The following is a 24,860-nucleotide window of genomic DNA, read 5'->3' as shown; positions in this document are numbered from 1 at the left end:
GTGAACGGACCGCACACATTTCTTCCGTCGCCAATCATAAGAAAAAAGTGTGGGTTTTTTATAAACCGTCCGCAAAAGAACGGAGTGTAGAACCCATGTTTTATAATAAAGAGGGGTTGAAAATTCCTAGTGTAAAGGAGTAAATAAGCATGAAGAAAATGCTGCTAGCCTTCCTTCTCATGTTTGCCAGCTTCATTTATCTTGCAGTGAGAGTAACGGAAAAGGGTTTATACCTGCCCAAATTTTCCGTAGAAGCCGATAATCCTGTCGTTTTGAGCCTCTTTTCCATTCGCATCCATACAAACTTCCAAGCCGGCGGGACGGACTCCGTTTATACCATCTCGCTTTTGCCTGTGTATGCTATGGTGCTGGCCTCCCTTATCTTGGTTGCCCTTGCATATAAAAAGAAAAACCACCAATCAAAGCCGCAGAAATAAGGCTTGTGATCGGTGGTTTTTTCTATTGAAGCACAGGCACACGGGATAAAGAAAAGAGTTTTTCTGCTGTGTGGCTGCCTTTTGTGAGAAGTTCTTTGATCACCTCGGCGCCAATCATGCTGTACAGCGTGCGGTTGCCCCCAAAACCGAGGCAATAGTACTCGCCTTCGTTGTTCGGGTGTTCACCGATATACGGCAGTCCGTCATGCGATTCGCCGCTCGTCGTGTACCAGGCCTGTGCGAGGACGGGCTTCACATCTGGGAACATTTCATTGATTTTCTTCAGCAGGCGATCGGCTTTTCGTCCGATTAACTGATCGTCAATTGGCTCCTCCAGCTTATCCTCATCCAGCCCTCCAGCAATGATCCGGTTGTCTGCGGTCGTTCGCATATACAAATACGGACGGTTTGTTTCCCATATCATACACTTATCGTTCCAGCCTTTTATCGCTGGCACTGGCTCCGTAATGACAGCATAGGAGCGGTTCAGGTTCGCTCCGAACTGCTGTGCGAGAAAATCGTTATCGTAGCCTGTTGCAAACAGCAGGGTTTTGGCCCGGATGATGGCCCGGCCAGTATCAATGATAAAATAATCGCTGCCCTTAGATTTATGAAGCAGAGGGGTCTCTTCGTACACACGGACGCCCATTCCAGCCGCTGATTTCACGATTTCCTGAGCAAAGCGGAAAGGGTTCATATCGGCATCACCCTCTGTCAGGATGGCACCGGGCTTGTGGAAGGGAACGTATTTTAACATATCCTTTTCCTTCACAAAATGAACCGGGAACCCATAATGGTGGAGCGCCTCGTATTCCTTTGCCACTTTTACCGCATCTTCAGCCGTGCTCGCGTAATACAGGCTGTTACGGATTCGGTAATCGCTGCCCATGTTCAGGTCGAGCGCCAGCCGGCTCAGCTTTTTCAATGATTCCTGGCACATTTCATAAAAATAGACCGCATCATCTGTTCCGATCTCGCGTATGAGTTCATGGAGCATCTTATCACTTGAAAACTTCAAGATGCCGTTATTGGCTGGGGTGCTGCCATACGCTGTTTTTTTCCGGTCAATCAACACGACATCCAGATTCGTATCCTTGGCGAGCGTGTGCGCGCATAACGCTCCTGTCATCCCGCCGCCAACAATGAGCACATCACACGATTCATTTTCCGTTAAAGCAGGGTATTCCATTTCATGATTATATGTGGACGGCCAGTACACGCCGTTACGTTCATCTCTCATCATATTCGCCTCCTGATGGTAACTGTACCCGCGGGGAAGCACAAGGAAACAGCAGGATGCCCGCCAATGTGCGGTTTCTAGAAGAAATTTCAAAAACGGGGTCCGGTACCATTAGCCCAAATGCGGGTGAATAATCAAGTATTTGTGAAATGGTACCGGACCCCCTGCTTGAATGAAAAAAACCGCCGAGCAGGAAGCTGCTCGGCGGCTGTCTTTTCGTTTATAAGCTCATGCTCGTGTCTTTCACGATAAGAAGCATCGCACCGGTGTCCAGCTTGCGCTCGTATTCCTGCGCTTCTGTTTGCGTAAGGCCGATTTCTTCCAATTTGTTGCGAAGCTCGTCACCGCGCGAATTGAAGACGTTCTTAAGCGCTGTTCCGAGACCTTCCTCTTTCAGCCCGATCGTGTTCGTGTCCGACACATCAGCGAGCTGTTTCGTATCATCCTTTTCGTGGGTCAAGACGTATAGATCGCTGTCACTGACACCGCGGTTTTTATACTCGTGCGCTGCCTGGATAAGTTCCTGTTCACTGAAAAATTCATGAATTGTTGGACGTACCATTTCACATCTCTCCCTTTAAACGAAGTTGGTTATACCATTCACCGTCTGTAAAGGAATGAAACCTAAAACCGCTTATTCCAACCAAAAGTGATAAAAATGTACTATAAATTCTACTCTGCTTCTGCTTGTGTCACCACATCAAGCTTTCCTGTCTTCGGGTCAATGACAAGCCCGTGAACAAGGATCCCTTCTGGCAGAAGCGGGTGATTCTTCACCATCTCCACACTATTAGCGACCGCATCTTCCACTCGGCTGAAGCCTTTCAGCCATTGATTTAGATCAATGCCAGAATATTTTAACGCGCTCAGCGTTTCTTCCGGAATGCTTCTGTCTTTCATTTTTTCAATAAAAGCATCCGCGTTCAAGCCGGCCATTCCACAATCATGGTGGCCGATCACGCACACTTCCTGCGCTTTCAGCTCATAGATCGCGACAAGAATGCTTCGCAAAATTGAGCCGAACGGGTGAGAGATGACGGCTCCGGCTGTTTTGATAATTTTGACGTCGCCGTTCTTAATATTCATCGCCGCAGGAAGCAATTCCGTTAATCGTGTATCCATGCACGTGACGATCACCATCTTCTTTTCCGGAAACTTCGTGGTCTGATAGGGCACATATTCCTTATTTTCTACAAACTGTTCGTTATGCTGCAGAATTTCAGTAAGAATGGACATGATTTCCTCCTAGTTTGTAATGTGTATACTCTAAATTCTATCAAAATAAGCGCAGAAAAAAAAAGGATTGCTTTCTCTCCTCATATTAGCCTGTAAATCGCTAAAAAATAAGGGGGTTTACAACCTCTTTTTATGACATGGCCAAAAAAACGATAACAATTTGTATCTTCTCATCAGTTTTTGAAGATAAAAAGGCACTTCCTCCTCCGTCATTATGACAAACATTTGAGAATGAGGTGCGTATAATCACAGGTAACAGCACATAGACTGATAGATTTACCATCTTGTCAGGAAGAAAGGGGGAGCCACGAGTTTTTCGTTTTCATGATCAAATATAGATGAACGACCATTTAAAAGGAGGATGAAAAGGATGGAAATGTACACGTATATCGTATGGATCGTGCTAGCCGCAGGGCAGGTGGCAATGGCAGCTCTGAGAATGTACGTTAACCCGCAGATCGGACAAGCAGTGGTTGCCGCACAGGGAACATCGCCAGTCGCTCATAAGAATGCACCAGATCGTGAGCGTGCAGTGGAATTATATGTCATCCGCAAGATTGTCTCTGATTCTGTCTTTCGTAAAGTGTGGCTTTTGGACACGTCATAAAAAAATCCAGCATACGTGTAGCTGTGGAAATGAGAAGAAAGGGGATGGGGCCATCGGGTAGTTGTCCGTACATTTGACGTGGTCTTTTACGAATAAACGAAATTGGCGCGGCACGTTTCGGGCAGCTTTATTTAGGCTGTCTTTTTTGCACTTTTATTAAAAGATAACTTTTTAACAGAGAAGGAAGTCGACGCAGTCAAGAAGTTAACGATCAAAGTATAAGGGCAGCTAAGGCTGACGTAAAAGCTTGGCGTCAGCCAAGTTTTCTTTATGTGCTTTTAGAGAATAAAGGGCCTTTATGGTACACTAGGAAAAAAACAATAGGTGATCGTGATGAATATATCAGTACAGCAATTTGCTTCAAAAATAGAACAGCATTTGGAAGAAATGAAGCGCCATAGTGAGTCGTCGCCAAAAGTGCGACAGCATGCGGCAGCCATCCAGGCGCTGTGTGATCTGATGCTTGACTCAGGTGAACAGCCGGCACAGCCAGAAGTCAAAACATGGGTGCCTTCCCACCCGGTCCAGGTGCCTCCCCAGTTCGGCGCGCAGCCGTCCGCTGCACCGAAAAAGAGGCAAGACGAGGATGACGAAGGAAACGGCGATTCGATTTTTGATTTTTAACGCAAAAAAGAGCGGACTGCAGTCATTTCTGCACCGCTCTTTCTTTATATAAGCCTTGTCGCACCGGCATTCTGCTTCATTCGTTCTTCGGCAGAGGCTTCTTGCTCGACCAAGGTCACCTTTAACCCGGAAAAATAGACAGCCGCCGCCATGCCGATGAGTGCCAGACCAATCAACCCGATAACATAATAAAAGCTTGTAATAAGAATGTTCTCCATTTTGCTGCCCCCCATTATGTAAGTTAGTTAGTTCTTTTTTACCCGAATCCCAGTATTCAAAACCTATCGTACGAAAATTACGGCTAGGACATTGGTCATGTTTTCCATATCCTCAAAAGGTATGATAGCCAAAAGTATGTTCGCGTTTTATAATAAATATACGAACATGCGTTCCTAAAAAGAGAGGGTGGAAAAAATGAACGGTACGAATGAATGGCTGAATCTATTGAGCAATGTCGGATTTCCGATCGTGATGGCCGGCTATCTGATGCTGCAGTTCGAAAAAAGAATTCAAAGCCTTGAGGAAACGATCAGGCAGCTGCACGAACAGCTCGATGATCAGGAAGAAATGGTCAAACGAATCGACCAGTACATGGGTTTCTTGGAAAGAAGACATTAATTTTTTTACACTATAGGAAAGTATAACTTTTTGGCAAAGAATGATTACTCGACGTGGCCAAAAGTTAAAGTCCATAGTATAAGTGCAACTAAGTCTGACGCGAAAATGCTTGGCGTCAGCCAAGTTCTCTCTATCATGGGACAAGTGTTCCGCCACTAATTGCAAGATTTTGTGACAATTATAGGCGTATGTTCGGTTACGGGGTACAGCATGGTATGATAAAGAAAAAATAGGAGTGGAACGATTGTGAAATTGTTTTTAATTTTAGGCGCGATCAACGCTGGACTAGCCGTCATACTCGGCGCGTTCGGGGCACACGGATTGGAAGGAAAGCTTTCTGCCAAAATGCTCGATGTGTTTAAAACAGGCGTGCAATATCATATGTATCATGCGATTGGACTGCTGGCTGTGGGAATACTCATCGGAAAGTGGCCAGCTTCAGGACTGCTAACGGGCGCTGGATGGGCAATGTTCGCCGGTATCATCCTGTTCTCTGGCAGTCTGTACGTGCTCAGCAACACAGGCATCTCCAAGCTCGGCATCATCACACCATTCGGCGGACTCGCCTTCATCATCGGCTGGGTGCTTGTTGTGATGGCGGTTGTGAAGGCTTAATTACTGTAAATGACAATATTAAGGCAAGAGTCCAATTCGTAAAAGAGTTGGACTCTTTATTTTGGTAGATATGTAAATGTTCAGGGATAAGTGCTTATCATAAGTCTGCGGATGGAAAGAAACGGACTCTAGCTCAGTGACTCGGAATGACTGAGAAGGTTTTTTATTGAAAGGGGCGTATTTACTTAAGGTAGTTTACTTAATAGGGAGAGAAATTATATGAATGAAGCCGCACAAATGTATTGGGACGCATTTTGGAAGTCTCAAAGTCAAGAAAAACCAAAAACAGTTAGTGCATGGCAATTCGGAGCTAATCCAGACCATTTAGCACAGCTTGTCATAGATGGTGTGAAGACAGCCACCTGTTCTGGCCTGGTATTTTATGAAAGAGAGAACGAGCCCTTGCCTTCCGTTGAAGAGTATAGCGTGATTTTAAATAGCAGGGAAGAACCTTTGGCGATTATTAAAACAACAGATGTTAAGATCATGCCCATGAATGAAGTTCCAGAAGAATTTGCTATTGCAGAAGGCGAAGGAAATCGAACGTATCTATATTGGAAAGAGGCCCACGAAAAATGGTTCACTGAAGAATTAAGTAAAGTGGGCCTTGCATTTTCAGAGGATATGATGGTGGTATGTGAGCGTTTTGCGTTAATTGATGTAAAGAGATAGGGAAAAGTGCTTGGGTTTTTTCAGAGAAGATCAGCTCTGACAGTTGATAGCAACAATCTCTGCGAAAACGCCTATTTTAAAGAATCAATAGCTTCTTGAAACACGTCAATGACGTCCTCATCGCTTTCTAATGCCATCCTTTTTCTTAGTTCATCGATTACGCAGGGATTTCCGATTGATTCTAAAGCCATGGCAGAATGCACCCTAATTTCCTCGAGGGGATCATGTAATGTTTGTACCAATAAAGGGATGAGGCTTTCATCGGGAAAATCGGTGGCGAGTAGTGTGCACCAATACTTTCTTCCGTTTAAACTGCTTAAAAGGCCTTCTTTAAGATAGGGGATGATTTGTGAGCTTTCGTATGCAACAAGGATTGTCCGTGTCACCTCGTACACTCCCCATCCGTCAAAGGCTCCTAACGAATGCAGCAAAGGTTTTAAATAGAGAATGTCCGACGGCTGTTCGTCTATGTACTCAATGACACTTCGATACTCATCGACTATTTCTTGTGTCAGCTGATCATCATCAGGCATGGGAGAATATTTATTTAAAATGGTTAGTGCATGCTCATGGTTCAATGCTCGGATCCTCCAGTCTATGGTGCACACGTAATGAACATTTTGTCTGATACAAGAATAACTGCCATTTCATTGATACACACCTATTAGTAAGATGAGATATTATATATTCGTTCGAGCTTCGCTAAATCCTTTAAATTATACTGCTATGATAAAAAGGGTCCGGTACGCATCCGCAACATTCCTCTTTACATCAGGAAATCATGTGGATGTGTACCGGACCCCTATCTTTTTGGAAGATTTCCTGCGAGCAAGTCTTCGAGAGTAGTATGGTCGAGAAGTTCGGCTACGACGTCGCGGACGAGGCTCCAGAGCGGCTTGAGCAGGCACCCTCTATCCTCAAGCAGGCAGTACTCGTAGGATGTAAGGCTCACGCAGCTCATCGGTGCGAGCGGTCCTTCGAGGTCGCGCACCACATCTCCGATTACGATCTCAGATGGCGGACGCTTTAACGAGTATCCGCCTTTTGCTCCGCGCTTGCTTTTCACGTAGCCGTGATTTTTTAGTGTTAACAAGATTTGCTCGAGATACGGCGGCGGAACGAGCGTTTCAGATGAGATGTCTTTCGTCTGGACAAGATCGGATCCGTATTTTCCCCCAAGTACAATAAGCGCCCGCAGTGCGTATTCCCCTTTGCTTGATATTTTCATAGGCTTCTCCTTCTTTATGCCCTTTGTACACTTTATGGCACAAGCGCTGATTTATACGTATTTCGTGTCTATTTTTAACAGCCTCAGGCACGCTTGTACGGTCCTCGTCATAAAGTGAAAGCATAAAGGCGACAAAGTTCATCAACTTTATCGTCAAACAACCATAAAAGGGTGAATGTTAGTGGATTTTTTGAACAAGGTGGAACAGGCGTTAACACAATTGACGCACTATGATGAAGCGCACATCGATCGTGTATTTGAGGAATTAAAACCAACAGCAGAGGATGTCTCCCGTTACTTGCTGGCACCAAAAGGGCTGGAATACGGGAGGAACGTGATTTTTAAAAATGATAACAGCGAAGTGATTCTCGTCTATCTGCCCCCGCTTGCCAAAACGCTCGTGCATGACCACGGGTATTCAAACGGCTGGATTTACATCGTAGAAGGAAACGTGCTGAACATGATCTATGAAGAACGAGAAGAGGAGCTGTTGTTTGTGGATAGCCAGCTGTACAAAAGAGAAGAGACTTTTTCGGTTAGCGGTGAAACGACTCACGCCATGCTCAATCCCGCCCTGACACCGGCCATTTCCCTGCATGTGTACTCTCCGCCACTCGGCCGCGGCAGGGTTTTTTTTGCTAAAGAGGATCAACAGGTAAAGCCCCATGGGTGATAAGGGGGAGCGCTTCATACAAAGTCTGCGTGACAACCGAAACGTCTGGCTGTTTGGAAAAAGGGTGGACGTGACGAATGACCCGCATTTTACCGGTACGCTCTCCACCATCAGCGCTCTTTATGATAGGAACGATGATGTCCAGACCGCCTTTCTTGTGCCCAACTCGCTTGCTGACCTTGAAAAAAGAAGAGCCGCGTTTGAAGCGTGGAGTTTGGCGACGTCCGGTGTGATGAGCCGCTTATCCGATTACGCGAGGTCACGTCTGACAGGCTGGTACGCCAACCGCGAACATTATCGGCAGTATGATGGCCAATTTCCTGATAAAATACAAGCTTTTTATGAGGGTGCGAAAAGAGAGCAGCGATTTTTAACCGTGGTCCAGCGCGATCCGCAGATCAACCGTTCAGCGGATGGAAGCATTGCGGCAGAGGAACTCGGTTTGCTGCGGATCACGAAAAAGACGAGTGAAGGCGTACGTGTGAGCGGAGCCAAAATGATCGGCACGTCTGCTCCGTACAGCAATGACTTGATCGTCTATCCGCTCGCAAAATGGGGAGAGGAGCAGAAGGAGCAGTCCTCCATGCTGCTCGTTGCGGCTGATTCACCTGGCTTGCATATGATCTGCCGTGAACCGTTTTCATCAAATGCAGCGGGTGATCATCCGCTGAGCGCGCGGTTTGACGAGATGGATGCTCTCTTAATTTTTGATGATGTGCTCGTTCCGTGGGAGCGGGTGCTGCTGCATGAAAACCCTGATGCGTTGTGGAGCATTAAAAATGATAAAGTCTCAAGCGGGCTAGCGTATCATCAAGCGATTACGAGACTGCAGATCAAGCTGGAATTTGCGGCCGCTGTCGCGAACGAAATCGCTGAAACGATCGGTGCTGCGGGCTATTTGCACGTCCAAGAAAAGATGGGCGAGCTGCTCATGCAGTGCCAGACGATTAAAGCCCTCCTGATTGCGTCGGAAGCGGGCGGACAGGTTGACGCATATGGCACGTATATCCCGGATTTTTCGTATATTGAAACGGCGCGTAACCTCGGCGCTGTCTATTATCCGCACGCGCTTGAAGTGATTCAGCTGATCGGAGCGGGCGGACTGATCCAGACGCCGTCCAGTGTGAGTGACTTGCACGGAGATGTTTCGCACTTGCTGCAAAAGTATTTTAAAGGAGCGGGTACGGATGCTGTGACACGGACAAAGCTGTTCAAGCTTGCGTGGGATTTAACGAGCAGCCCGCTCGGTTCGCGGCATGAACTATACGAACGGTATTATGCCGGCGATCCGATTCGCAACAAAGCAGGGCAATATTTGGCGCATGATAAAGAGAGATGGAAAACGATGGTGGAGAGGTATTTGTAATCATCAAAAAACGGAGAAGGGATTTCCTTTCTCCGTTTCTTCTTTTTGCAGCCGCACGGGCACGTGAGTCGAGGCTATCAGCGCGGGCTGTATGTGGTCATTTGCTGGCCCTGCTGCTGGCCGCCGTATGGATAGCTGTATTCGATTTCGTTGTCGAACGTAATGTAGTTGACGTACACCATGAGAAGCAGGTAGCGCTTGCCGGTCTGCGGGTCGCTTAAAATGATATGATCACGCCCGGCTGCTTCAATGATGCCTTTGAAAATTTTCGCGTTCCACTTTTCGTTGTTCTCAAACGTCATGTAAACCGTGGCCACTTGGCCTTTGTTCATGCGCAGAATGTTCTCGATGTATGATTGCTCAAGCGGAAGCTGGCCCGGCGAGGCGAAATCCTGTGTCTGCGAATAGCCCGCACCAGGCGCCTGCTGTGACTGAGCCATCTGCTGCGGGACGCCGTATCCTGCCTGCTGGCCGTTAGGCCGTCCGTCCCAATAATAGCCTTGCTGATAATACGGATAATACCAGTTGTTCATTCATAAACCTCCCTAGAACGTGTTAAAGACATTCGGACAATCGCTTTGTGTAGGCTGGTAAAAGCAGTGAGCTTTGTAGCTTCCGGAATGTGGCTGGTTATACCACTTCGGCGGACACGCGCCCTTCGGATCGAAAAACCAAAGCGCGTTTGTCGCCGGACGGTATCTTCTGCCGTTGATGACCTGCTGCGCCAGCCGCCGCTCGTTCGCACGGGCCCCTTGGTAAAAGTAGCCCTTAATGGTCGCCTCGAATCCGCCCGGGCGCTGAAACACCATCTGCCTCATGTTCGTGATTTTTTTGAAATCAAGGCAGTTCGAACGAATTCGGTTAACGCCAGTGTTGCCGACGAGCAGCATGCCAAGATCACCTTCACCCTCTGCTTCCGCACGAATCAGCCGCGCCAGAAGATCCACATCTTTGGATGTATAATTAATGACCGCCATTGTTGTCCCCTCCCAGGTGCATACATAATCATGGTTGTACAAGAACAAATAAAGACAGTCTTACCGTTAATATGTATGACGAGCAGGGGGGAGGTAGACCAACCATTTCATGGGCGGGGTCAATGTTGTGATACTTGGAAGGTCGGGGGAAGGTCGGGGTCCGGTACCATTTACGATGAAGAGTGCCATATCGGCGTTTTGTGATAATGGTACCGGACCCCACAGCCAATGGAAGCTAAAACAGATCATGCACCGAACTGGTCTGGAAACGATCAGATTGAGCGTTTTTTTAGCTAGTTTTTAAAGAAATACTTACTAAGCTAGTTAAAATCATTTTTTATGTTCGTGGATGTAGGAAGTTAAAATGAGGAGAAATGAGGGGGTCCGGTACTTTTTCCAACAAACGGCGCTATAACGCCGAATTTGTGGGGTTGTACCGGACCCCCATATTTTTATAAATTTACTGGCTGACTGGCTCAAACGCCGCTTGCAACAATTTCCGGAAAAGTCGTGACATTTATCGGAAAAGTCACGACAACTACTCAAAAACTCACATCAATTCAGCCCAAAGTTACAACATTTGATCAATAAAGCTCTTAAACTAGTTAAAAATCATCATTGTCCGGGCTTTCACAAAAAAGGGGTCCGGTACAGTTTACACCCATCGCTGCTATAACAGCGTATAAATGGAAACGTACCGGACCCCGGTCTTCAAAGCTTTAAAACAGCGATGTACTCGCTCTCATATTATAGTCCGTGATCTCAAAGCCTAATTGCTGATATAGCTTAAGAGCGCCGTTATTGTGGCCGAACACGTGGAGCCAGACGTCATCGATCCCCAGCGCTTTCACTTCTTGCATGAAAAGGGTCATCACTTGTTTACCAAAACCGCGCCCGCGATGTTCAGCCGAAACGAATATTTCATACAAATATGCATAATTTGGCTGCTGTTCTTTGTGTACCGCATACCAAAGATACCCGATAGTCTCGCCTTCCACCACAATATTCTTCAAGTAATGGTTCTCTGTTTTCTCACGATCAGGCAGCAGGTTTCCGAACGCTTCCTGCGATTGCTCTAAAGAGGTTTCACGTTTCCAGCTCCCGTTCCGCACTTTATCTTCCGCAAAATTCACGACGGCGGTATCCAGAAAATGCTCGAAATCTACTTCATTCATCTTAACAAGCTCAACGTTCATAGCAATCACCTCAGAAAAAAGCCCACTCCTAACAAAGGAAATGGGCTTAATGGTTATTTACACATTCAAAAACGCCGGAACTTTTTCTTTCGTCAGGATGTTCCCCACATAGAAGGAGCCGAACTCGCCGTAGCGTGCGGATACTTCGTCAAAGCGCATTTCGTACACGAGTTTCTTGAACTGTAGCACGTCGTTCGCGAACAGTGTGACGCCCCACTCCCAGTCGTCGAACCCGACAGAACCGGTAATGATCTGCTTCACTTTGCCTGCATAGCTGCGGCCGATCATGCCGTGCGAGTACATCATTTTCTTGCGCTCTTCCATCGGCAGCATGTACCAATTGTCGTTGCCTTCGCGGCGCTTGTCCATCGGATAGAAGCACACGTGGTTCCATTTTGGCAGCTCAGGGAACAAGCGCGCCTTGATCATCGGATCCATCTCGCCCGCTTCGTTTACCGGGTTGTACGTGCTCAGCTCGACGACCGACACGTACGAGTGTGCAGGGATCGTGTATTGCGCGAACATTGTTTTGTTGAACGCGTTCTCAATTTCGTTCAGCTCTTCCATCGTCGGACGAAGTAGCATCATCATGAAATCCGCTTTTTGGCCAACAATGCTGTACAGCGCGTGGCTGCCTGCATTTTCAGCTTCTGTATTTTCCCATTTTTCAAGGAAAGTCATAAATTCACGGATGGCAAGCTCGCGCTGGTCGCTCGTAAGCGTCTTCCATGCGGCCCAATCCATCGTTCTAAAATCATGTAAACAATACCAGCCGTCTAGTGTCACTGCTGCTTCGCTCATATGTATCCACTCCTTGATTCCAAGTTTTCGTTCCACTTCAGATTTTATCACATTACCCGCACAATGAGAAAAAGCCGCCCCAGGATTTGAGGCAGCTTCTTAAAAAGCAGTTAGATATACCGCTGAATCAGCTGCTCCAGTTCGCGGCCGAGCACCTGCGGATTCTGCAGCTGCGCCCCAGTCAGGCTCACGCGCACTTTGCGTTCGTCCATGTCCATCGCAGATTCAAGCATCCCGAATAGGCCTTTTGCTTTTTTATCAATTTCTAGCAGCAGCTCAATGCCCGTTCCTTGGCGAAGCATGATCACTTCAAGCTCATCGAGCTTGCGGTAGAACGCGCCGCTCATCGGCACGAACTCGAACTCTTGGATAAAAGGAACGCTTGACCGCAAGAAACGCGGTGCGAGCTCACAATTCGCTTTGCGAAGCTTGAACCCGATGTGTTCAACAGCTGAGAACACGGCAGAAGCGGACGCATCCGGCAGCACTTTGATAAAATCGTTGTCTGTCGGGTCAACCGCCATCTGGATATCGAGCCCTGTTTTAATCCAGACAGGCGTCTGGCCGATCGTATACGGCGTTTCAGCGGGAAGAGCAAACGAGAACGGAATGTCTTTGTTCTCATTAGCCGCTACTTTTATTTTGGAAGCAGCCGTGTACTTTGCGAGAGCCGTTGTTTCGCGGACTTTGTTATCGTCAACTTCCCGGTAATATTCCGTCATCACAAAAAGAGTGATATGGTCGATCTCCTGCTCGACCTTGCCTCCATAAATTTTCACCGTGCCGGTCACGTTCTCACCTGGTGAGTAAGTATCTTTGTCCAGTACAGTATCCACTTTCGCTGCGCCGATCCCAACGCTCGCGAGCATGCGGTTCACAAATGACATAATGATAACCTCCTGCAAAATGTTTTCTCCACTTTATACGGAGTCTATAACGAAAAGATTCAATAAACGAAGTCCGTTTCCTCTGAAATTTCCGAAAAAAAAGACTTCTTGTTTCAACCGCTTACATAAATGGGGATAGGTTTAAATAGGTGATGAAAAGGAGTAAGCTGTAAGGGAAGATACATTGTTCCTTACTATAGGAGGTTTTTGTTGTGAGTGATTTATTCGTAGATTTGAAAAATAAAGTGCAGCAAGCGAATCCGGTCATCGTGTTTCCGGAAGGAACGGATGAGCGTATTTTAGAAGCAGCAAGCCGTCTCGCGAGCGAAAACGTATTGCAGCCAATCTTGGTCGGCAACGTATCAGAGGTAGAAGGTATCGCAAACACGCTTGGTCATGACTTGACTGGTGTGCAAATTATCGACCCGAGAGAATACGACGGCTTTGACGAGCTTGTCGCGGCATTCGTCGAGCGCCGCAAAGGCAAGGCGACCGAAGAGCAGGCGCGCACAGCACTGCTTGACGGCAACTATTTTGGCACGATGCTTGTATATACAGGAAAAGCCCACGGTTTAGTGAGCGGTGCGGCGCATTCAACGGCTGACACAGTCCGTCCGGCGCTTCAAATCATTAAGACAAAAGAAGGCGTCAAGAAAACGTCCGGCGCGTTCATCATGGTAAAAGGCGAGGAGAAGTACGTGTTCGCGGACTGTGCGATCAACATTTCACCTTCAGCAAGCGATCTTGCGGAGTCCGCTGTCGTAAGCGCACACACAGCACGCGTATTCGGCATCGACCCGAAAGTAGCGCTCCTTTCGTTCTCAACGAAGGGATCGGCGAACTCTCCTGAAACGGAAAAAGTGGTAGATGCAACGAAACTACTCGCTGAGATGAACCCGGACTTCCCATTTGACGGCGAGCTGCAGTTCGATGCTGCATTCGTGCCGTCGGTTGCCGAGAAAAAAGCGCCGCAATCCGCGATCAAAGGGGAAGCGAACGTGTTCTTATTCCCAAGTCTTGAAGCCGGCAACATCGGCTACAAAATGGTACAGCGCCTCGGCGGTTATGAGGCGATCGGACCGATTCTGCAAGGATTGAACATGCCAGTGAACGACCTGTCACGCGGCTGTAACGCAGAAGACGTATACAAGCTCGCATTGATCACAGCGATGCAGGCACTATAAAATAACACGGAAAAAGCACTGCGCGCGAGTCGAAGTGCTTTTTTTTTACGTCCATTCTTTTCCGTGTTTAAGAATGAATGATATATCTTTCTGATAATGTTGAAGATGCCCTTCAGCTATCATTTGTTGAAACGCCGCATCGCCTTCCATTGCTTTTCTTTCAATTGTTTTACATAACCCTTCTAAACGCAGCAGCACCATTTCTAGATAACGTTCATTTCTTTTCTCACCGTACGATTCAAAAAACAATTTCACTCGTCTTTTAATACGATTAGCATGCTGCGAAGATTGATAAAAAACGGTGTCGCCTGTTTCAGTATAATAAAATCTGCTTAACGGTACGCATGTGTATAGCGCGTAGGCGATGTCCCAAAGTCTGGGTCCAGGACCCGCCACATCAAAATCAATGATGCCTGCCATCATTTTATGTTTAAAGATCATGTTGTATATCGCAAAGTCATTATGACACAGTACTTCAAACGGTTCGGGTGTGTGATCAATCGGCTTCCACGTTTCATTCAAAGGAAAATCACTTACCGTGTCATGGTATAGACGAAGCACGGCGGCTATGTCTTTTAATACATCATCTGACCACATATATTCTTTTAAAGGATAGGTGCCGGCTTCACCTTCTATAAAGGACAACATCTCTCTGCCTTTTTCATCTATGCCCAGAAATTTTGGTGCATAGTGAAACCCGTTGTTTTCCAAATGGTTCAATAGCGTGTGAACATTCTTGCTGTTAGGTTTTAACTCGCGGCGAACGGTATTTTCTACACGATAGACGCTTGATACATTTCCGCCTGCAAGTCGTTCTTCGTTTTCCAGGTTGGACAAACCGTCCCCCTCCAATTGTTTCATCCTGTTCACCCACTATGCCGCAAGAAAAGAAAGAATCCTCTCCTTCATCCCGCCGATGTTTGTGAACAAAATATACGTTTCTTTTGTTGTTTGGATTACTACTCGGTCTGTGTTGTCATATGGATTTCCGATTCGGATCGCTGCCTTTTCCTCCCCGCCATATGTATCATCCTCCACCACGTCCGTGATCTCGGTTAACGGAATTTCAAGATTAAGCAATTGATAGGCAATCACCAGGTTATCCCCGTTTTTTCTTACCTTTATCTCATATAACTCCATTCGTATTCCCGCCTTGTCTTTTGTTTATTAACGTTAACATAAAATGTAAGAATGCGTTTTAATATTTTGAAAATATCAAGTAAAATAAAGAGAACTGAAAATTAGTGTTAAAAGGAGCAAGGCGAAATGATTAATTTCTATAAACGAGCCGAAGAAGCGGCAGCGATATACAGTCAAAATCCGAAAGTGAAAGCGATCATGCTGGCAGGATCGGTATCGCGCGGCTGGCAGGATGCGTTCTCTGATATTGAGATCCATATTTTTTGGAGCGCGGACCCGAGTGATGAAGACCGCAAATCGGCGATCCAGCAGCTGAATGGTGAAATTCTTTCTTACTTTGACTATGAGGAGGAAGAATGGTCAGAGTCTTACATCGTCGACGGTATAAAAATTGAAATTAGCAGTTTCCGTATCGAAACGGTGGAAAAGGTGATCGAGCACGTAACAGAGGATTTCTCTACCTCCCTCGACGAACAGGCGCTGCTCTCGGCGATCGAAGCGGGAGAAGCGCTATATGGTCACGATGATATTGAGTCGATGAAACAGAAGATTGCCGTATACCCGGATGAACTGGCAAAAGCGATGATTCAAGAGCGCCTGGAGATGGGGGCACGCTGGATGAACCGGGCGGGGCTTGTCCATCGCAAGGATTATGTCCTGCTTTACTCGACCATCACGCACGTTCAGCACAACCTGCTCGGTATGCTGCATGCCCTAAACGGGATGTACGTGCAGCATCCAGGATTCAAATGGCTTCACAGAACGATAGGACAGATGACCATTGCGCCTGAAATAGCAGCTGAAAGGTTCGAGCGCGTCTTTACAGTAGAAGCACCAGAGGCGGTCAGTATTATGGACTATCTGATCCGAGACGTGTACGACCTTGTGGAAGCGCGCTATCCTGATCTGGATGTGGAAACATACCGTAAGAAAACAGAAATCGTGAAAGGAAACACCCATTGGAAACAATAAATCAGAACAGGCTAAATGAGTTTATCAAGACAATCTTTCCAGGCCTGGAGCTGAGGATGCCACTGTTTTATCAATGGGACTATGCCATACGATTTGAGCTTGGTGTCATGTCACTCAGCGGTGATGATGATCAGCTGTACCTAGAAAATGTGTATAAAAAAGCGTTAACGCTGTTCCACTCGCTGCATGAAAAAGAAGACCAGCTCATCGTCGCTGCAAGCGTAAGTGATTATGGATATGGCATCAAGCAACCTGGGCATTTACACTTTTTTTCAAAATATATAAAAGAACGATCCATGCTGCGCACATTAACTCACCAAACTCTGCCGTATATGTATGCGGAGGATGAGGAAGACGATGAATGTGCCACGCATGTGTTTACTCTAACTTGCCGGATGGAGGATTTGCGTCTTCATCCTATGATTAAGGCGATTTGCCGTCACGATATGGGAATGAAGCCGTCAATCCCACACGAAATCTACTTTATTAACCGGACGAAAGGGACCATTTTCTTCATCTATGACGATAGAGGCTGTGACGTTCTTGGCACGTCAAGAGAATCCCTTGAACACATGTATCACGATTACAATGCGTGGATTCTAGATTACGATCGAAAAGAGATAGATGAAACGTTTAAACGATAACGATGAAACACTGCGGTTTTGCAGTGTTTTCTTTATGCCTCTTTTAAGAAATTAGTATAATTTAGTAAAACCTTAAATCTTTTTCCATATTTTCTCGTTAGCTTAGTGGAGGTGTGATTATGACGGATTGGGAGCTGATTGCTGAGGCGAAGGGCGGCAGTGCGGCGAGCCAGGAAATACTGGTGCGGCGCTATTATAAGCTCGTGTACACCTTTCTTTACCGAATGACGGGAGAGAAGGAGCTCGCCATGGACCTGACGCAAGAGACCTTTATCAAGACATTGCGTCAGCTGGATAAGTACAAGCCGTCCTCTGAATTTAAGAGCTGGCTGCTGACGGTTGCGGGCAATACCGCGAGAGATCACTTGAAAAGCAAGCATCATAAAGAGCATCAGCATACATATGAGCTGCTTGATACAGATATGAAAAAAGAGAAAAGCGTCGCGTCGATTTTTGAGAAAAATGAGAAGCGCAAAGAAATCCAGCAGGCACTGCTCGACTTGCCGGACTTTCAGCGTGAGGCCATTTTACTCAAATATTACAACGATATGAAACTAGCAGACATCGCGTCTATGACGAACACGAGCGTGCCGACCGTCAAATCGAGGCTGAAGCAAGGACTCGGCAAGCTGAAAATTTATTTGAACAGAGGTGAATGTGATGAAAAACGAACCAATTGACGCAGAAGTGCAGCGCTATTTAGAACTATATTCTGTCGATTTTCCTAATGAAGATGAGATGGAGAGTTCGATTGCAATGATTATGGCACATGCTCCAAAAAAGAAAAACCGGCTGCGCATCGTGCAAAACGGTGCGGTGTCACTGCTGCAAAACAGCATGCGCGAGCTTCTTCATTTTGATGCGGCGTTCTGGGTGTTGAACGCCATTTTCCTCACACTTGGTGCGGTCACGCTGATCGAGCAGACCATCGATCCGTATATGATGGCTTTCATTCTCGCTCCGCTTCCCTTTATATCGGCACTTTATGAAATTTTCAAAAGTCGGGATGAAGGTCTAATGGAGCTGGAAATGTCACTGAAATACAGCACCCAGCAGATTATGATGTCGAGGCTGTTAATGGTAGGGGTGTTCAACCTTATGATGAACACGGTGCTGTGGATATCGTTTTCAATTGTATATCCAGATCTGCTATTTTCAAAGCTATTGATTAGCTGGACGGTGCCGTATGTACTCGTAACCAGCATCTCGTTTTTGTTTGCGATGAGCGTGAAAAGCAGCATATCGAGTGGAATCGTCACAGCGGTGTGGGTTTCATTTTGTTACTGGGCTTTGCAGGTTGAGACATTTCAGAACATGGTGGTTGAGATGGACAGTACGCCAGCCGCGATTGGTCTCCTAACGGGCATCTTACTTTGGGTGATTGGAATACGAAACATGAAAAAAATGAACGTGAGGAGTGCGGGATATGAAGCTTAAATTAGAGAACGTTTCAAAGGTTTTCGGTGACAAAAAGGCGGTCGATGGTGTCACGACCGAACTGACGAGCGGGGTGTACGGGTTTCTTGGCGCGAATGGATCGGGCAAGACGACGCTGATGAGAATGCTTGCTGCCGTATCGACGCCAACATCTGGCGTCATTACGCTGAACGGTGAAGACATAAGCGATATGGGCGCACAATACCGCGATTTACTAGGTTATTTGCCGCAGCATATCGGCTATTATAAAAATTTCACAGTCGAGAAATTTTTGATGTATATCGCGAGTTTAAAAGGGCTGGAAAAAGGTGAAGCAAAGCAACGGATTCAAGAGCTGCTGCTGATGGTGAACATGACCGACAGCCGAAAAACGAAGATGGGCAAGCTCTCAGGTGGAATGAAACAGCGCGTGGGCATCGCACAGGCACTGCTCAATGACCCGAAAGTGCTGATTGTCGATGAACCGACAGCAGGACTCGATCCGAAAGAACGCATCCGCTTCCGCAACCTGCTCGCCGAGATCGCGAGCGACCGTATCGTGCTGCTATCGACGCATATCGTATCCGATATCGAATATATCGCGAAAGAAATTTTAATCATGAAGGACGGCAAGCTGATTCAGAAAGACACGCCGCAAAACCTGATGCAGCATATCGCGACGAACGTGTGGAGTGTCGATGTGAGCGACGCGGAAATACCGTCCTACCAGGCCACGTATAAGGTCGGCAATATTACGAGAAAAGCGGAAGGCATCGACCTGCGTATTATTTCGGAGAAAAAGCCGTCTCCGCAAGCCGTCAACGTGCCCGTTAACTTAGAGGATCTGTATTTGTACTATTTTGATGAAGAGGTGAGCGCATGAACCTGCTGCGTTGGGAATTAAAGAAAATCTTTCAGCAAAAAACGATCTATATCGTCGCTGTCGTCATGCTTGCCTTTTTCACAACAAATGCGCTAGGTAGAGAAGACCGGACGATGAGCCGCGAAGTATACAGAGAATGGGCAGGACCGATTACTACGGAAAAAATGGATAAAGCGAAAAAGCTTTACGATGATATTTCAAAAACAATGCCAGAAGTAGAAGAGGGAAGATTCGAAGACCTAAGCGACCGAGAACGTGTGGAGTACAGCATGTCCGAAATGCTTGCATATGGAAAGAACAGTACGAACAGTGCAAAAGCTCAGATCGCTCAAATTGAAAAGCGCATAATAAAAGCAGTATCAGCTGGCGATGATGCGCTCGTTAATAAGCTGAAGCTCGAAAAACAGATGTACAGCCAAGTGCAAGTGAACACGTTCGCTTATCATGACGGACCGCAGGAAATCGTCGATACAGTGAATACGTTCGGTCTCGTGTTCTCTGGGCTACTGCTGGTTGTCGGACTGGCTGGCATTTATTCCAGCGAGCGCTCTTCAGGGGTGGAGAATTACATGTTAAGCGCAAAAAATGGAAGAGAAAAGGTAATGCGCGCGAAAATGTACGCTTCCTTCCTATACGCTCTGTCTGTTGTGGCGGTTTGGGAACTATACAGCGTGAGTATGTGGACGTATTTATACGGTGCTGATGGCTGGAATCTGCCATTGCAGTATTCCTTCAAGTATTATTTCTCTCCATACAGCATGACGCTTGCAGAATACCACGGTATTCAGATGGGCATTCATGTTCTTGGCGCACTGGCGCTGGCTGGAGTCATTGTCATCGTCTCGATGATTTCCCGCTCATCCATGATCGCCCTGTTCGGAGCCGGAGTCGTGTTCGGATTGCCTGTCTTTATAGAGAGTATGCTCGGAATGGACCAAGAATGGGTGAACAACCTGTTAACGTACAGCCTCACCAACATCATGAAAGTGGAAGGCTTGTTCGAGAAATTCAAGTCGGTGAGTCTTTTCGGAATGCCGGTTATTGCGCCTTATGTAGGCATAGTTGTTGCGGTTATTGTGCTGGGACTCGCCATATATTTGGCTAGATTCCTGATTGTGAGGAAAGAAGTCGTTTAAAGAAGGGTGTCCCGGTCACGCGGGACACCCTTTTAAATAAGTCTGTCGGATTTATTTGCGAATTTGGGAAGTTTATTTGCAAATTAGAGAACTTTATTTGCAAATTTTCTCCACTTGTTTGCAGATCTCGAAAATTTGTTTGCAGGCACATTTTTTATTTGTTTTTCGACACCGTTACTTGCACAAATGCCATCTTATTTGCAGCCCAGCCCAGTCTAGCCCAAAGCGAGAGCGGGCTTCTACAACCCTGCAAACACCTTCTCATTCCGCTCCCATATCCGCTCCAAATTCACCGTCATCATGCCAGACTCTTCAACGGAAAGACCTTCGCTTACAAATTCATCTGAAACCTCACCAAGCACAACGAGCAAACGCTGCAGCATGTCCATCACCGTGATCTCCACCCCGGCAAGCTCACTTAATGACGCCATCACTTCAGGCCGGATCACCGGATACGAAAATTTAGTAGACTCGTCGTTTAAAGCGCGCTTGTAAAACTCGCCAATCACGGCTGCGCGCTCGGACCCGCTGCCACTTGCGCAAAGGTAGATCTGTACGGCGACGCCGCCGCGCATGCGGCGCTGCGAGATGCCGGCGAATTTGCGGCCACCGATGCTCAAATCATAGCTTCCTGGGCAATAAGAGCCTTCAATCTCGCGCGCTTCAAAAACCAAACCGTACGGCTCGAGCATCATCCGCACAAGCTCCACCATCGTGTCGTAGCCAAGATCAATATCAATCTTGTGATCTTTTTCAGCAAAAATAAGCGAGATGTTCAGCACGCCTTCGTCTAACACGACAGCGAGTCCGCCGGAATTCCGCACGATCACACGATAGCCTTCACTCTCCAAAAACGCGATACCATCACGCAGATGCGGCAGCCGTGCATCCTGTATGCCGAGCACGATCGTATCGTGATGCACCCACGTACGGGCGGTGGACGGGGACTCGCCTTTTCCGACGGACGCGCACAGTGTGTCATCAGTCGCGAAGCTTTGGCGCGCATCAAACGCAGGTCCGAGAAACGACTGGTCGATCAAGCGCCATGTCCTCTGGCGCAGCAAACTCTCGTTCATTACAGCTTCTCCGCTGTGATGATAAAGGTTTTCGGAATGCCGCGGTCGAATTCTTCGGCATGAGGCTCCTCGATCAGCTGCTGAATCCAAAGGCCCTGGCTGCCGATGGCCGTGACGATTTCTCCGAGCGTCCATTTGCGCAGGGATACTTGAAACGGTGCGCGCTCTTCCGCGTTCGCATAGCGAAGCTCAGGCAGAAACTTGGAATACGCGACCTCCGTCACTTCAAGCGTTACATCAAAATAATCGCCATCGACCTTATGCTTCCTCACCGCCTGGCTTTTGCCTTGTGACGAAATGAGCTTGGTCGAGACTGGATGAAAATCCTGCAGCACAAGCTTGCCGCCTTTTTTCAAAAGCTGTGATGCCACAGCGAAGAACGGGTTCAGGTCGGTAAAATAGTGCAGAATGCCAAGTTCCGTGAAGACGAGGTCGTAATCGCCGCATAGCTCCTCGTTAGGCAGTGCGAGCACATCCGCCACCACATAGCGCAGCGGCACGTCTGCGGCAGCTGCCAGCTCGCGTGCGTAGGCGGCGTTTGATTCGGAAATATCGATAACTGTCGTGTCGGCGCCGAGCAGCGCGAGCGCAACCGCTTTGCTGCCGTGCGAGCCGAGCAGGTTCACGACTTTTTTTCCTTTTACATCACCAATATATTGATGCAGCGGATCGAGCTTTTTCAGCGGATCAGCCGCGATTTTCGCCGCTGCTTTTTCAGGCGTTCCGAAACGGTTCGTCCATGCGTTATAGGCGCTTTTGTTCCAGGCTTGTCCGTTTGACTCCCTGCGTTCTGTATCCATGTTCATTCCTCCAGCGTATCTATCTATTGACCAGTATTAACAGATTGTTATCAGTCTATATGATACCATTTTTCACACCGAAAAAATTTACAATCTCGAAGAACCGCACTGTGAAAGGATTGTTGGAAATCTGGCGAAAAAAGGTTGTTGCCGGGGTGTTATGGCGGCGATACAATAGGGTATAACTCCAGTTAGAAGCAACTAAAAAACACCGATGAGAGACCTTCTGCAGCAAGCCGGCGAGAAGGGATTTTCTTTTTTTAGACGAATTACTACACTCAACCTTAAAACAGTACACAACTTCCTCCTATACGTTTCTACTAACCCATGAAAAAAGGAGTATCTCTTAACCAATGGCAAATCCATTAGGGCAGTTACACGAAGAGAAGGTATTTAAAGATCCGGTTCACCGCTATATTCATGTCCGCGACGAGTTGATCTGGAAACTGATCGGCACGCGAGAGTTTCAGCGGCTGCGCCGTGTGCGCCAGCTTGGAACGACGTATCTCACGTTTCACGGAGCCGAGCATAGCCGGTTCAGCCATTCATTAGGTGTGTACGAGATTACGAGAAGAATCATGGAAATCTTTCACGGCCGCGACCAGTGGGACGACAGCGAGCGTTTGCTCGTGCTGAGTGCTGCACTGCTGCATGACGTCGGCCACGGTCCGTTCTCGCATTCGTTTGAAAAAGTGTTTGGAGTGGACCATGAGGAATTCAGCCGCGACATCATTACAGGTGATACAGAAGTGAATAGCGTGCTGCGGCTTATGGGAGAAGATTTTCCGGGCAAGGTCGCCGATGTAATCGCGAAAACGTATCATAACAAGCTTGTCGTGAGTTTAATTTCAAGCCAGATCGACGCAGACCGGATGGATTATTTGCTGCGCGACGCGTATTTTACAGGGGTCAGCTACGGAAACTTTGACATTGAGCGGATCTTGCGCGTCATGAGGCCGGCAGAAGACGGCGTCGTCATCAAATCGAGTGGTATGCACGCTGTAGAAGATTACATAATGAGCCGATATCAGATGTATTGGCAAGTGTATTTTCATCCGGTTACAAGAAGTGCAGAGGTGATCTTAAGCCGCATCCTGCACCGTGCCAAAGAGCTGTATGAGAGCGGGTATGTGTTCCGTAACAGCCTGGCACACTTTGAATCTCTTTTTAAAGGCAGCATTTCGCTCGAGGATTACATCCGCCTGGATGAAGGGGTGATGCAGTACTATTTCCTTCTCTGGCAGGACGAGCCGGACGAGATCTTAAGCGACCTGTGCCGCCGTTTTATGGACCGCAAGCTGTTCAAGTATGCGGACATGGTATCGATCAGCGATATGCATGAGCTTTACAAGCTGTTTGAAGAAGCCGGGCTGAACCCGAGGTATTATTTGATCATCGATTCATCGTCTGATCTGCCGTACGACTTTTACCGTCCGGGAGAAAAAGAAGAGCGGCTGCCGATTAATTTGCTGAAGCCGAACGGGGAAATTCGCGAGCTGTCACGCGAGTCGGATGTTGTTGAAGCGATATCTGGCAAGCGCCGCACCGATCATAAGCTGTATTTTCCGGCTGAGCTGATCGATAGCCTGAGCGATGAGAACGTAAAGCAGCGAATCAAACACATTTTATATAAATAGAGTCATTTTGTTAGGGGGAAAAGGATCATGTTTGATGATCATTTAAAGATCATGACCATGCTGAAAGAAGCGGGTGAAGTTGTCGGGCGCAAGAAGCTGCAAAAGATGGTATTCATCGCCAAGAAGCTGAACTTCCCGTTTCAGGAGAAATATCAGTTTCACTTTTACGGCCCGTATTCAGAAGAGCTGACCCTTCGCATTGAGGAGCTGTGCAATCTCGGTTTTCTGCAGGAAGAGAAGGAAAAAGTGAGCGGCTATTCGCAATACCGTTATAGTTTGAACGAGGAAGGCGACCGCCTCGCGTCTTCGTTCGGTAAAGAGATTGCGGGCCTCGGCGAATGCGTGCGTTCCATGAACGAGCAGCCGTCCCGTTTTCTGGAGCTCGTTTCGACGATTATGTTCTTCGACAAGCTCTCAAAGGAGCAGGTCATCGAGAAAGTGCACATCGTGAAGGCGAAGCTGAAATACAGCGACGAAGAGATACAGGATGCGTTCCAATACATTCAAGCACTTTCAGATATGAAACAATAAAGTAATATAAAGGCTGTCTCCATTTAAAGAAATGGGACAGCCTTTATTCATTCCAGCGAAATCGGATCGAGTATCCGCCTTGGTAGATGCCATACACATATATGATGATCATGAAAAGGAGAACGGGAATAATGAGCGCCAGCAATGTGGTGATAAAGCCGAGCCGTACGCTGCGGTCGTATAACTTATTCGCGATATAACCGATTCCAAGACCGAGCATCATCATGCTCGTGATGAAAATGCCGACCCACAGCTTCATGTGCG

Annotated in this window: 33 protein-coding genes; 17 read left to right on the top strand and 16 right to left on the bottom strand. The window is 47.3% G+C overall.

Annotation, left to right across the window (positions count from 1 at the left end):
• Positions 1-149: 149 nt before the first annotated feature.
• Positions 150-437, top strand: coding sequence for a hypothetical protein (locus tag ACFQPF_RS08050; RefSeq protein ID WP_379748367.1), 288 nt, complete (start codon positions 150-152; stop codon positions 435-437).
• Between the two features lie 22 nt (positions 438-459).
• Here ACFQPF_RS08050 and ACFQPF_RS08045 read toward each other — a convergent pair whose 3' ends face one another.
• The 3 genes from ACFQPF_RS08045 to ACFQPF_RS08035 all read right to left on the bottom strand — a co-directional run bounded on the left by ACFQPF_RS08045 (position 460) and on the right by ACFQPF_RS08035 (position 2,913).
• The gene (locus ACFQPF_RS08045) at positions 460-1,680 is read right to left on the bottom strand and encodes an NAD(P)/FAD-dependent oxidoreductase (protein WP_379748365.1); all 1,221 of its coding nucleotides are present in this window, start codon (positions 1,678-1,680) and stop codon (positions 460-462) included.
• Between the two features lie 217 nt (positions 1,681-1,897).
• Positions 1,898-2,239, bottom strand: coding sequence for a YflT domain-containing protein (locus ACFQPF_RS08040; protein ID WP_379748363.1), 342 nt, complete (start codon positions 2,237-2,239; stop codon positions 1,898-1,900).
• Positions 2,240-2,349: 110 nt separating this feature from the next.
• Positions 2,350-2,913, bottom strand: a complete 564-nt coding sequence (locus tag ACFQPF_RS08035; RefSeq protein WP_379748361.1) for a beta-class carbonic anhydrase — start codon at positions 2,911-2,913, stop codon at positions 2,350-2,352.
• A gap of 370 nt (positions 2,914-3,283) precedes the next feature.
• Between ACFQPF_RS08035 and ACFQPF_RS08030 the strand changes: the two genes are divergently transcribed.
• Together ACFQPF_RS08030 and ACFQPF_RS08025 are read left to right on the top strand one after the other, a co-directional pair.
• Complete coding sequence (locus ACFQPF_RS08030; RefSeq protein WP_379748359.1) at positions 3,284-3,520, top strand: hypothetical protein; 237 nt, start codon at positions 3,284-3,286, stop codon at positions 3,518-3,520.
• A gap of 333 nt (positions 3,521-3,853) precedes the next feature.
• Complete coding sequence (locus ACFQPF_RS08025; protein WP_379748357.1) at positions 3,854-4,144, top strand: YwdI family protein; 291 nt, start codon at positions 3,854-3,856, stop codon at positions 4,142-4,144.
• A gap of 44 nt (positions 4,145-4,188) precedes the next feature.
• Here the strand turns inward: ACFQPF_RS08025 and ACFQPF_RS08020 are convergent, their stop codons facing one another.
• Positions 4,189-4,362, bottom strand: a complete 174-nt coding sequence (locus ACFQPF_RS08020) for a hypothetical protein (protein ID WP_379748355.1) — start codon at positions 4,360-4,362, stop codon at positions 4,189-4,191.
• Between the two features lie 196 nt (positions 4,363-4,558).
• On the opposite strand from ACFQPF_RS08020, the gene ACFQPF_RS08015 reads away from it, so the two are divergent.
• The 3 genes from ACFQPF_RS08015 to ACFQPF_RS08005 all read left to right on the top strand — a co-directional run bounded on the left by ACFQPF_RS08015 (position 4,559) and on the right by ACFQPF_RS08005 (position 6,049).
• Positions 4,559-4,762, top strand: a complete 204-nt coding sequence (locus tag ACFQPF_RS08015) for a YvrJ family protein (RefSeq protein ID WP_379748353.1) — start codon at positions 4,559-4,561, stop codon at positions 4,760-4,762.
• 246 nt (positions 4,763-5,008) lie between these two features.
• Positions 5,009-5,377, top strand: coding sequence for a DUF423 domain-containing protein (locus tag ACFQPF_RS08010; protein ID WP_379748351.1), 369 nt, complete (start codon positions 5,009-5,011; stop codon positions 5,375-5,377).
• Between the two features lie 219 nt (positions 5,378-5,596).
• The gene (locus ACFQPF_RS08005; RefSeq protein WP_379748349.1) at positions 5,597-6,049 is read left to right on the top strand and encodes an ASCH domain-containing protein; all 453 of its coding nucleotides are present in this window, start codon (positions 5,597-5,599) and stop codon (positions 6,047-6,049) included.
• Between the two features lie 71 nt (positions 6,050-6,120).
• Here the strand turns inward: ACFQPF_RS08005 and ACFQPF_RS08000 are convergent, their stop codons facing one another.
• Both ACFQPF_RS08000 and ACFQPF_RS07995 read right to left on the bottom strand, forming a co-directional pair.
• Positions 6,121-6,627, bottom strand: a complete 507-nt coding sequence (locus ACFQPF_RS08000) for a HEAT repeat domain-containing protein (protein WP_379748347.1) — start codon at positions 6,625-6,627, stop codon at positions 6,121-6,123.
• Between the two features lie 224 nt (positions 6,628-6,851).
• On the bottom strand, positions 6,852-7,277 hold the full coding sequence (locus ACFQPF_RS07995) for an RrF2 family transcriptional regulator (protein WP_379748345.1): 426 nt from the start codon (positions 7,275-7,277) through the stop codon (positions 6,852-6,854).
• Positions 7,278-7,458: 181 nt separating this feature from the next.
• Between ACFQPF_RS07995 and ACFQPF_RS07990 the strand changes: the two genes are divergently transcribed.
• Both ACFQPF_RS07990 and ACFQPF_RS07985 read left to right on the top strand, forming a co-directional pair.
• Positions 7,459-7,950, top strand: coding sequence for a cysteine dioxygenase (locus ACFQPF_RS07990; RefSeq protein ID WP_379748343.1), 492 nt, complete (start codon positions 7,459-7,461; stop codon positions 7,948-7,950).
• Positions 7,943-9,316 (top strand): 4-hydroxyphenylacetate 3-hydroxylase family protein, encoded by a 1,374-nt coding sequence (locus ACFQPF_RS07985; protein ID WP_379748340.1) that lies wholly within the window; start codon positions 7,943-7,945, stop codon positions 9,314-9,316. Before ACFQPF_RS07990 ends, ACFQPF_RS07985 begins: the two co-directional genes overlap by 8 nt.
• A gap of 77 nt (positions 9,317-9,393) precedes the next feature.
• On the opposite strand, the gene gerQ is transcribed toward ACFQPF_RS07985, so the two are convergent.
• The 5 genes from gerQ to ACFQPF_RS07960 form a co-directional block, all read right to left on the bottom strand.
• On the bottom strand, positions 9,394-9,849 hold the full coding sequence (gene gerQ / locus ACFQPF_RS07980; protein WP_379748338.1) for a spore coat protein GerQ: 456 nt from the start codon (positions 9,847-9,849) through the stop codon (positions 9,394-9,396).
• A 12-nt stretch (positions 9,850-9,861) separates the two neighbouring features.
• The gene (locus ACFQPF_RS07975; RefSeq protein ID WP_379748336.1) at positions 9,862-10,293 is read right to left on the bottom strand and encodes a cell wall hydrolase; all 432 of its coding nucleotides are present in this window, start codon (positions 10,291-10,293) and stop codon (positions 9,862-9,864) included.
• A gap of 719 nt (positions 10,294-11,012) precedes the next feature.
• A complete protein-coding gene (locus ACFQPF_RS07970) occupies positions 11,013-11,489 on the bottom strand; it encodes a GNAT family N-acetyltransferase (RefSeq protein WP_379748334.1) in 477 nt (158 codons plus the stop codon).
• A gap of 57 nt (positions 11,490-11,546) precedes the next feature.
• Positions 11,547-12,290 (bottom strand): hydrogen peroxide-dependent heme synthase, encoded by a 744-nt coding sequence (gene hemQ / locus ACFQPF_RS07965; protein WP_379748332.1) that lies wholly within the window; start codon positions 12,288-12,290, stop codon positions 11,547-11,549.
• A gap of 110 nt (positions 12,291-12,400) precedes the next feature.
• On the bottom strand, positions 12,401-13,177 hold the full coding sequence (locus ACFQPF_RS07960; RefSeq protein ID WP_379748330.1) for a sporulation protein: 777 nt from the start codon (positions 13,175-13,177) through the stop codon (positions 12,401-12,403).
• Between the two features lie 212 nt (positions 13,178-13,389).
• Here ACFQPF_RS07960 and pta point away from each other — a divergent pair, with 212 nt between their 5' ends.
• The gene (gene pta, locus ACFQPF_RS07955; protein ID WP_379748328.1) at positions 13,390-14,361 is read left to right on the top strand and encodes a phosphate acetyltransferase; all 972 of its coding nucleotides are present in this window, start codon (positions 13,390-13,392) and stop codon (positions 14,359-14,361) included.
• 45 nt (positions 14,362-14,406) lie between these two features.
• Here the strand turns inward: pta and ACFQPF_RS07950 are convergent, their stop codons facing one another.
• Both ACFQPF_RS07950 and ACFQPF_RS07945 read right to left on the bottom strand, forming a co-directional pair.
• The gene (locus ACFQPF_RS07950) at positions 14,407-15,198 is read right to left on the bottom strand and encodes an aminoglycoside phosphotransferase family protein (protein WP_379748489.1); all 792 of its coding nucleotides are present in this window, start codon (positions 15,196-15,198) and stop codon (positions 14,407-14,409) included.
• 36 nt (positions 15,199-15,234) lie between these two features.
• Complete coding sequence (locus ACFQPF_RS07945; RefSeq protein WP_379748326.1) at positions 15,235-15,501, bottom strand: SunI/YnzG family protein; 267 nt, start codon at positions 15,499-15,501, stop codon at positions 15,235-15,237.
• A 126-nt stretch (positions 15,502-15,627) separates the two neighbouring features.
• On the opposite strand from ACFQPF_RS07945, the gene ACFQPF_RS07940 reads away from it, so the two are divergent.
• The 6 genes from ACFQPF_RS07940 (at position 15,628) to ACFQPF_RS07915 (ending at position 20,552) form a co-directional block, all read left to right on the top strand.
• Positions 15,628-16,473, top strand: a complete 846-nt coding sequence (locus ACFQPF_RS07940) for a DUF4037 domain-containing protein (RefSeq protein WP_379748324.1) — start codon at positions 15,628-15,630, stop codon at positions 16,471-16,473.
• Positions 16,461-17,117, top strand: a complete 657-nt coding sequence (locus ACFQPF_RS07935) for a DUF3885 domain-containing protein (RefSeq protein WP_425589396.1) — start codon at positions 16,461-16,463, stop codon at positions 17,115-17,117. The genes ACFQPF_RS07940 and ACFQPF_RS07935 overlap by 13 nt, the downstream gene beginning before the upstream one ends.
• Before the next feature lie 119 nt (positions 17,118-17,236).
• Positions 17,237-17,797, top strand: coding sequence for an RNA polymerase sigma factor (locus tag ACFQPF_RS07930; protein WP_379748322.1), 561 nt, complete (start codon positions 17,237-17,239; stop codon positions 17,795-17,797).
• Positions 17,778-18,554: a hypothetical protein gene (locus tag ACFQPF_RS07925; RefSeq protein WP_379748320.1), complete on the top strand. Its 777-nt coding sequence runs from the start codon at positions 17,778-17,780 to the stop codon at positions 18,552-18,554. Before ACFQPF_RS07930 ends, ACFQPF_RS07925 begins: the two co-directional genes overlap by 20 nt.
• Entirely contained in the window at positions 18,544-19,416 is an 873-nt protein-coding gene (locus ACFQPF_RS07920) for an ABC transporter ATP-binding protein (protein ID WP_379748318.1), read from the top strand. The genes ACFQPF_RS07925 and ACFQPF_RS07920 overlap by 11 nt, the downstream gene beginning before the upstream one ends.
• Complete coding sequence (locus tag ACFQPF_RS07915; RefSeq protein ID WP_379748316.1) at positions 19,413-20,552, top strand: hypothetical protein; 1,140 nt, start codon at positions 19,413-19,415, stop codon at positions 20,550-20,552. The genes ACFQPF_RS07920 and ACFQPF_RS07915 overlap by 4 nt, the downstream gene beginning before the upstream one ends.
• A gap of 239 nt (positions 20,553-20,791) precedes the next feature.
• Here ACFQPF_RS07915 and lipL read toward each other — a convergent pair whose 3' ends face one another.
• On the bottom strand, positions 20,792-21,628 hold the full coding sequence (gene lipL, locus ACFQPF_RS07910; protein ID WP_379748314.1) for an octanoyl-[GcvH]:protein N-octanoyltransferase: 837 nt from the start codon (positions 21,626-21,628) through the stop codon (positions 20,792-20,794).
• Positions 21,628-22,428 (bottom strand): class I SAM-dependent methyltransferase, encoded by an 801-nt coding sequence (locus ACFQPF_RS07905; RefSeq protein WP_379748312.1) that lies wholly within the window; start codon positions 22,426-22,428, stop codon positions 21,628-21,630. The genes lipL and ACFQPF_RS07905 overlap by 1 nt, the downstream gene beginning before the upstream one ends.
• 353 nt (positions 22,429-22,781) lie before the next feature.
• On the opposite strand from ACFQPF_RS07905, the gene ACFQPF_RS07900 reads away from it, so the two are divergent.
• Together ACFQPF_RS07900 and ACFQPF_RS07895 are read left to right on the top strand one after the other, a co-directional pair.
• On the top strand, positions 22,782-24,065 hold the full coding sequence (locus ACFQPF_RS07900; protein ID WP_379748309.1) for an HD domain-containing protein: 1,284 nt from the start codon (positions 22,782-22,784) through the stop codon (positions 24,063-24,065).
• A 27-nt stretch (positions 24,066-24,092) separates the two neighbouring features.
• A complete protein-coding gene (locus ACFQPF_RS07895) occupies positions 24,093-24,596 on the top strand; it encodes a YwgA family protein (RefSeq protein ID WP_379748307.1) in 504 nt (167 codons plus the stop codon).
• Positions 24,597-24,639: 43 nt separating this feature from the next.
• On the opposite strand, the gene ACFQPF_RS07890 is transcribed toward ACFQPF_RS07895, so the two are convergent.
• On the bottom strand, positions 24,640-24,855 hold the full coding sequence (locus ACFQPF_RS07890) for a hypothetical protein (protein ID WP_379748305.1): 216 nt from the start codon (positions 24,853-24,855) through the stop codon (positions 24,640-24,642).
• Between the last annotated feature and the right edge of the window lie 5 nt (positions 24,856-24,860).

It is taken from the genome of Fictibacillus iocasae (genome assembly GCF_042665465.1).
GTDB lineage: Bacteria > Bacillota > Bacilli > Bacillales > Fictibacillaceae > Fictibacillus > Fictibacillus iocasae.
Note: the sequence above shows the minus strand (reverse complement) of the source record. Positions and strands in the feature narration are given on the sequence as shown.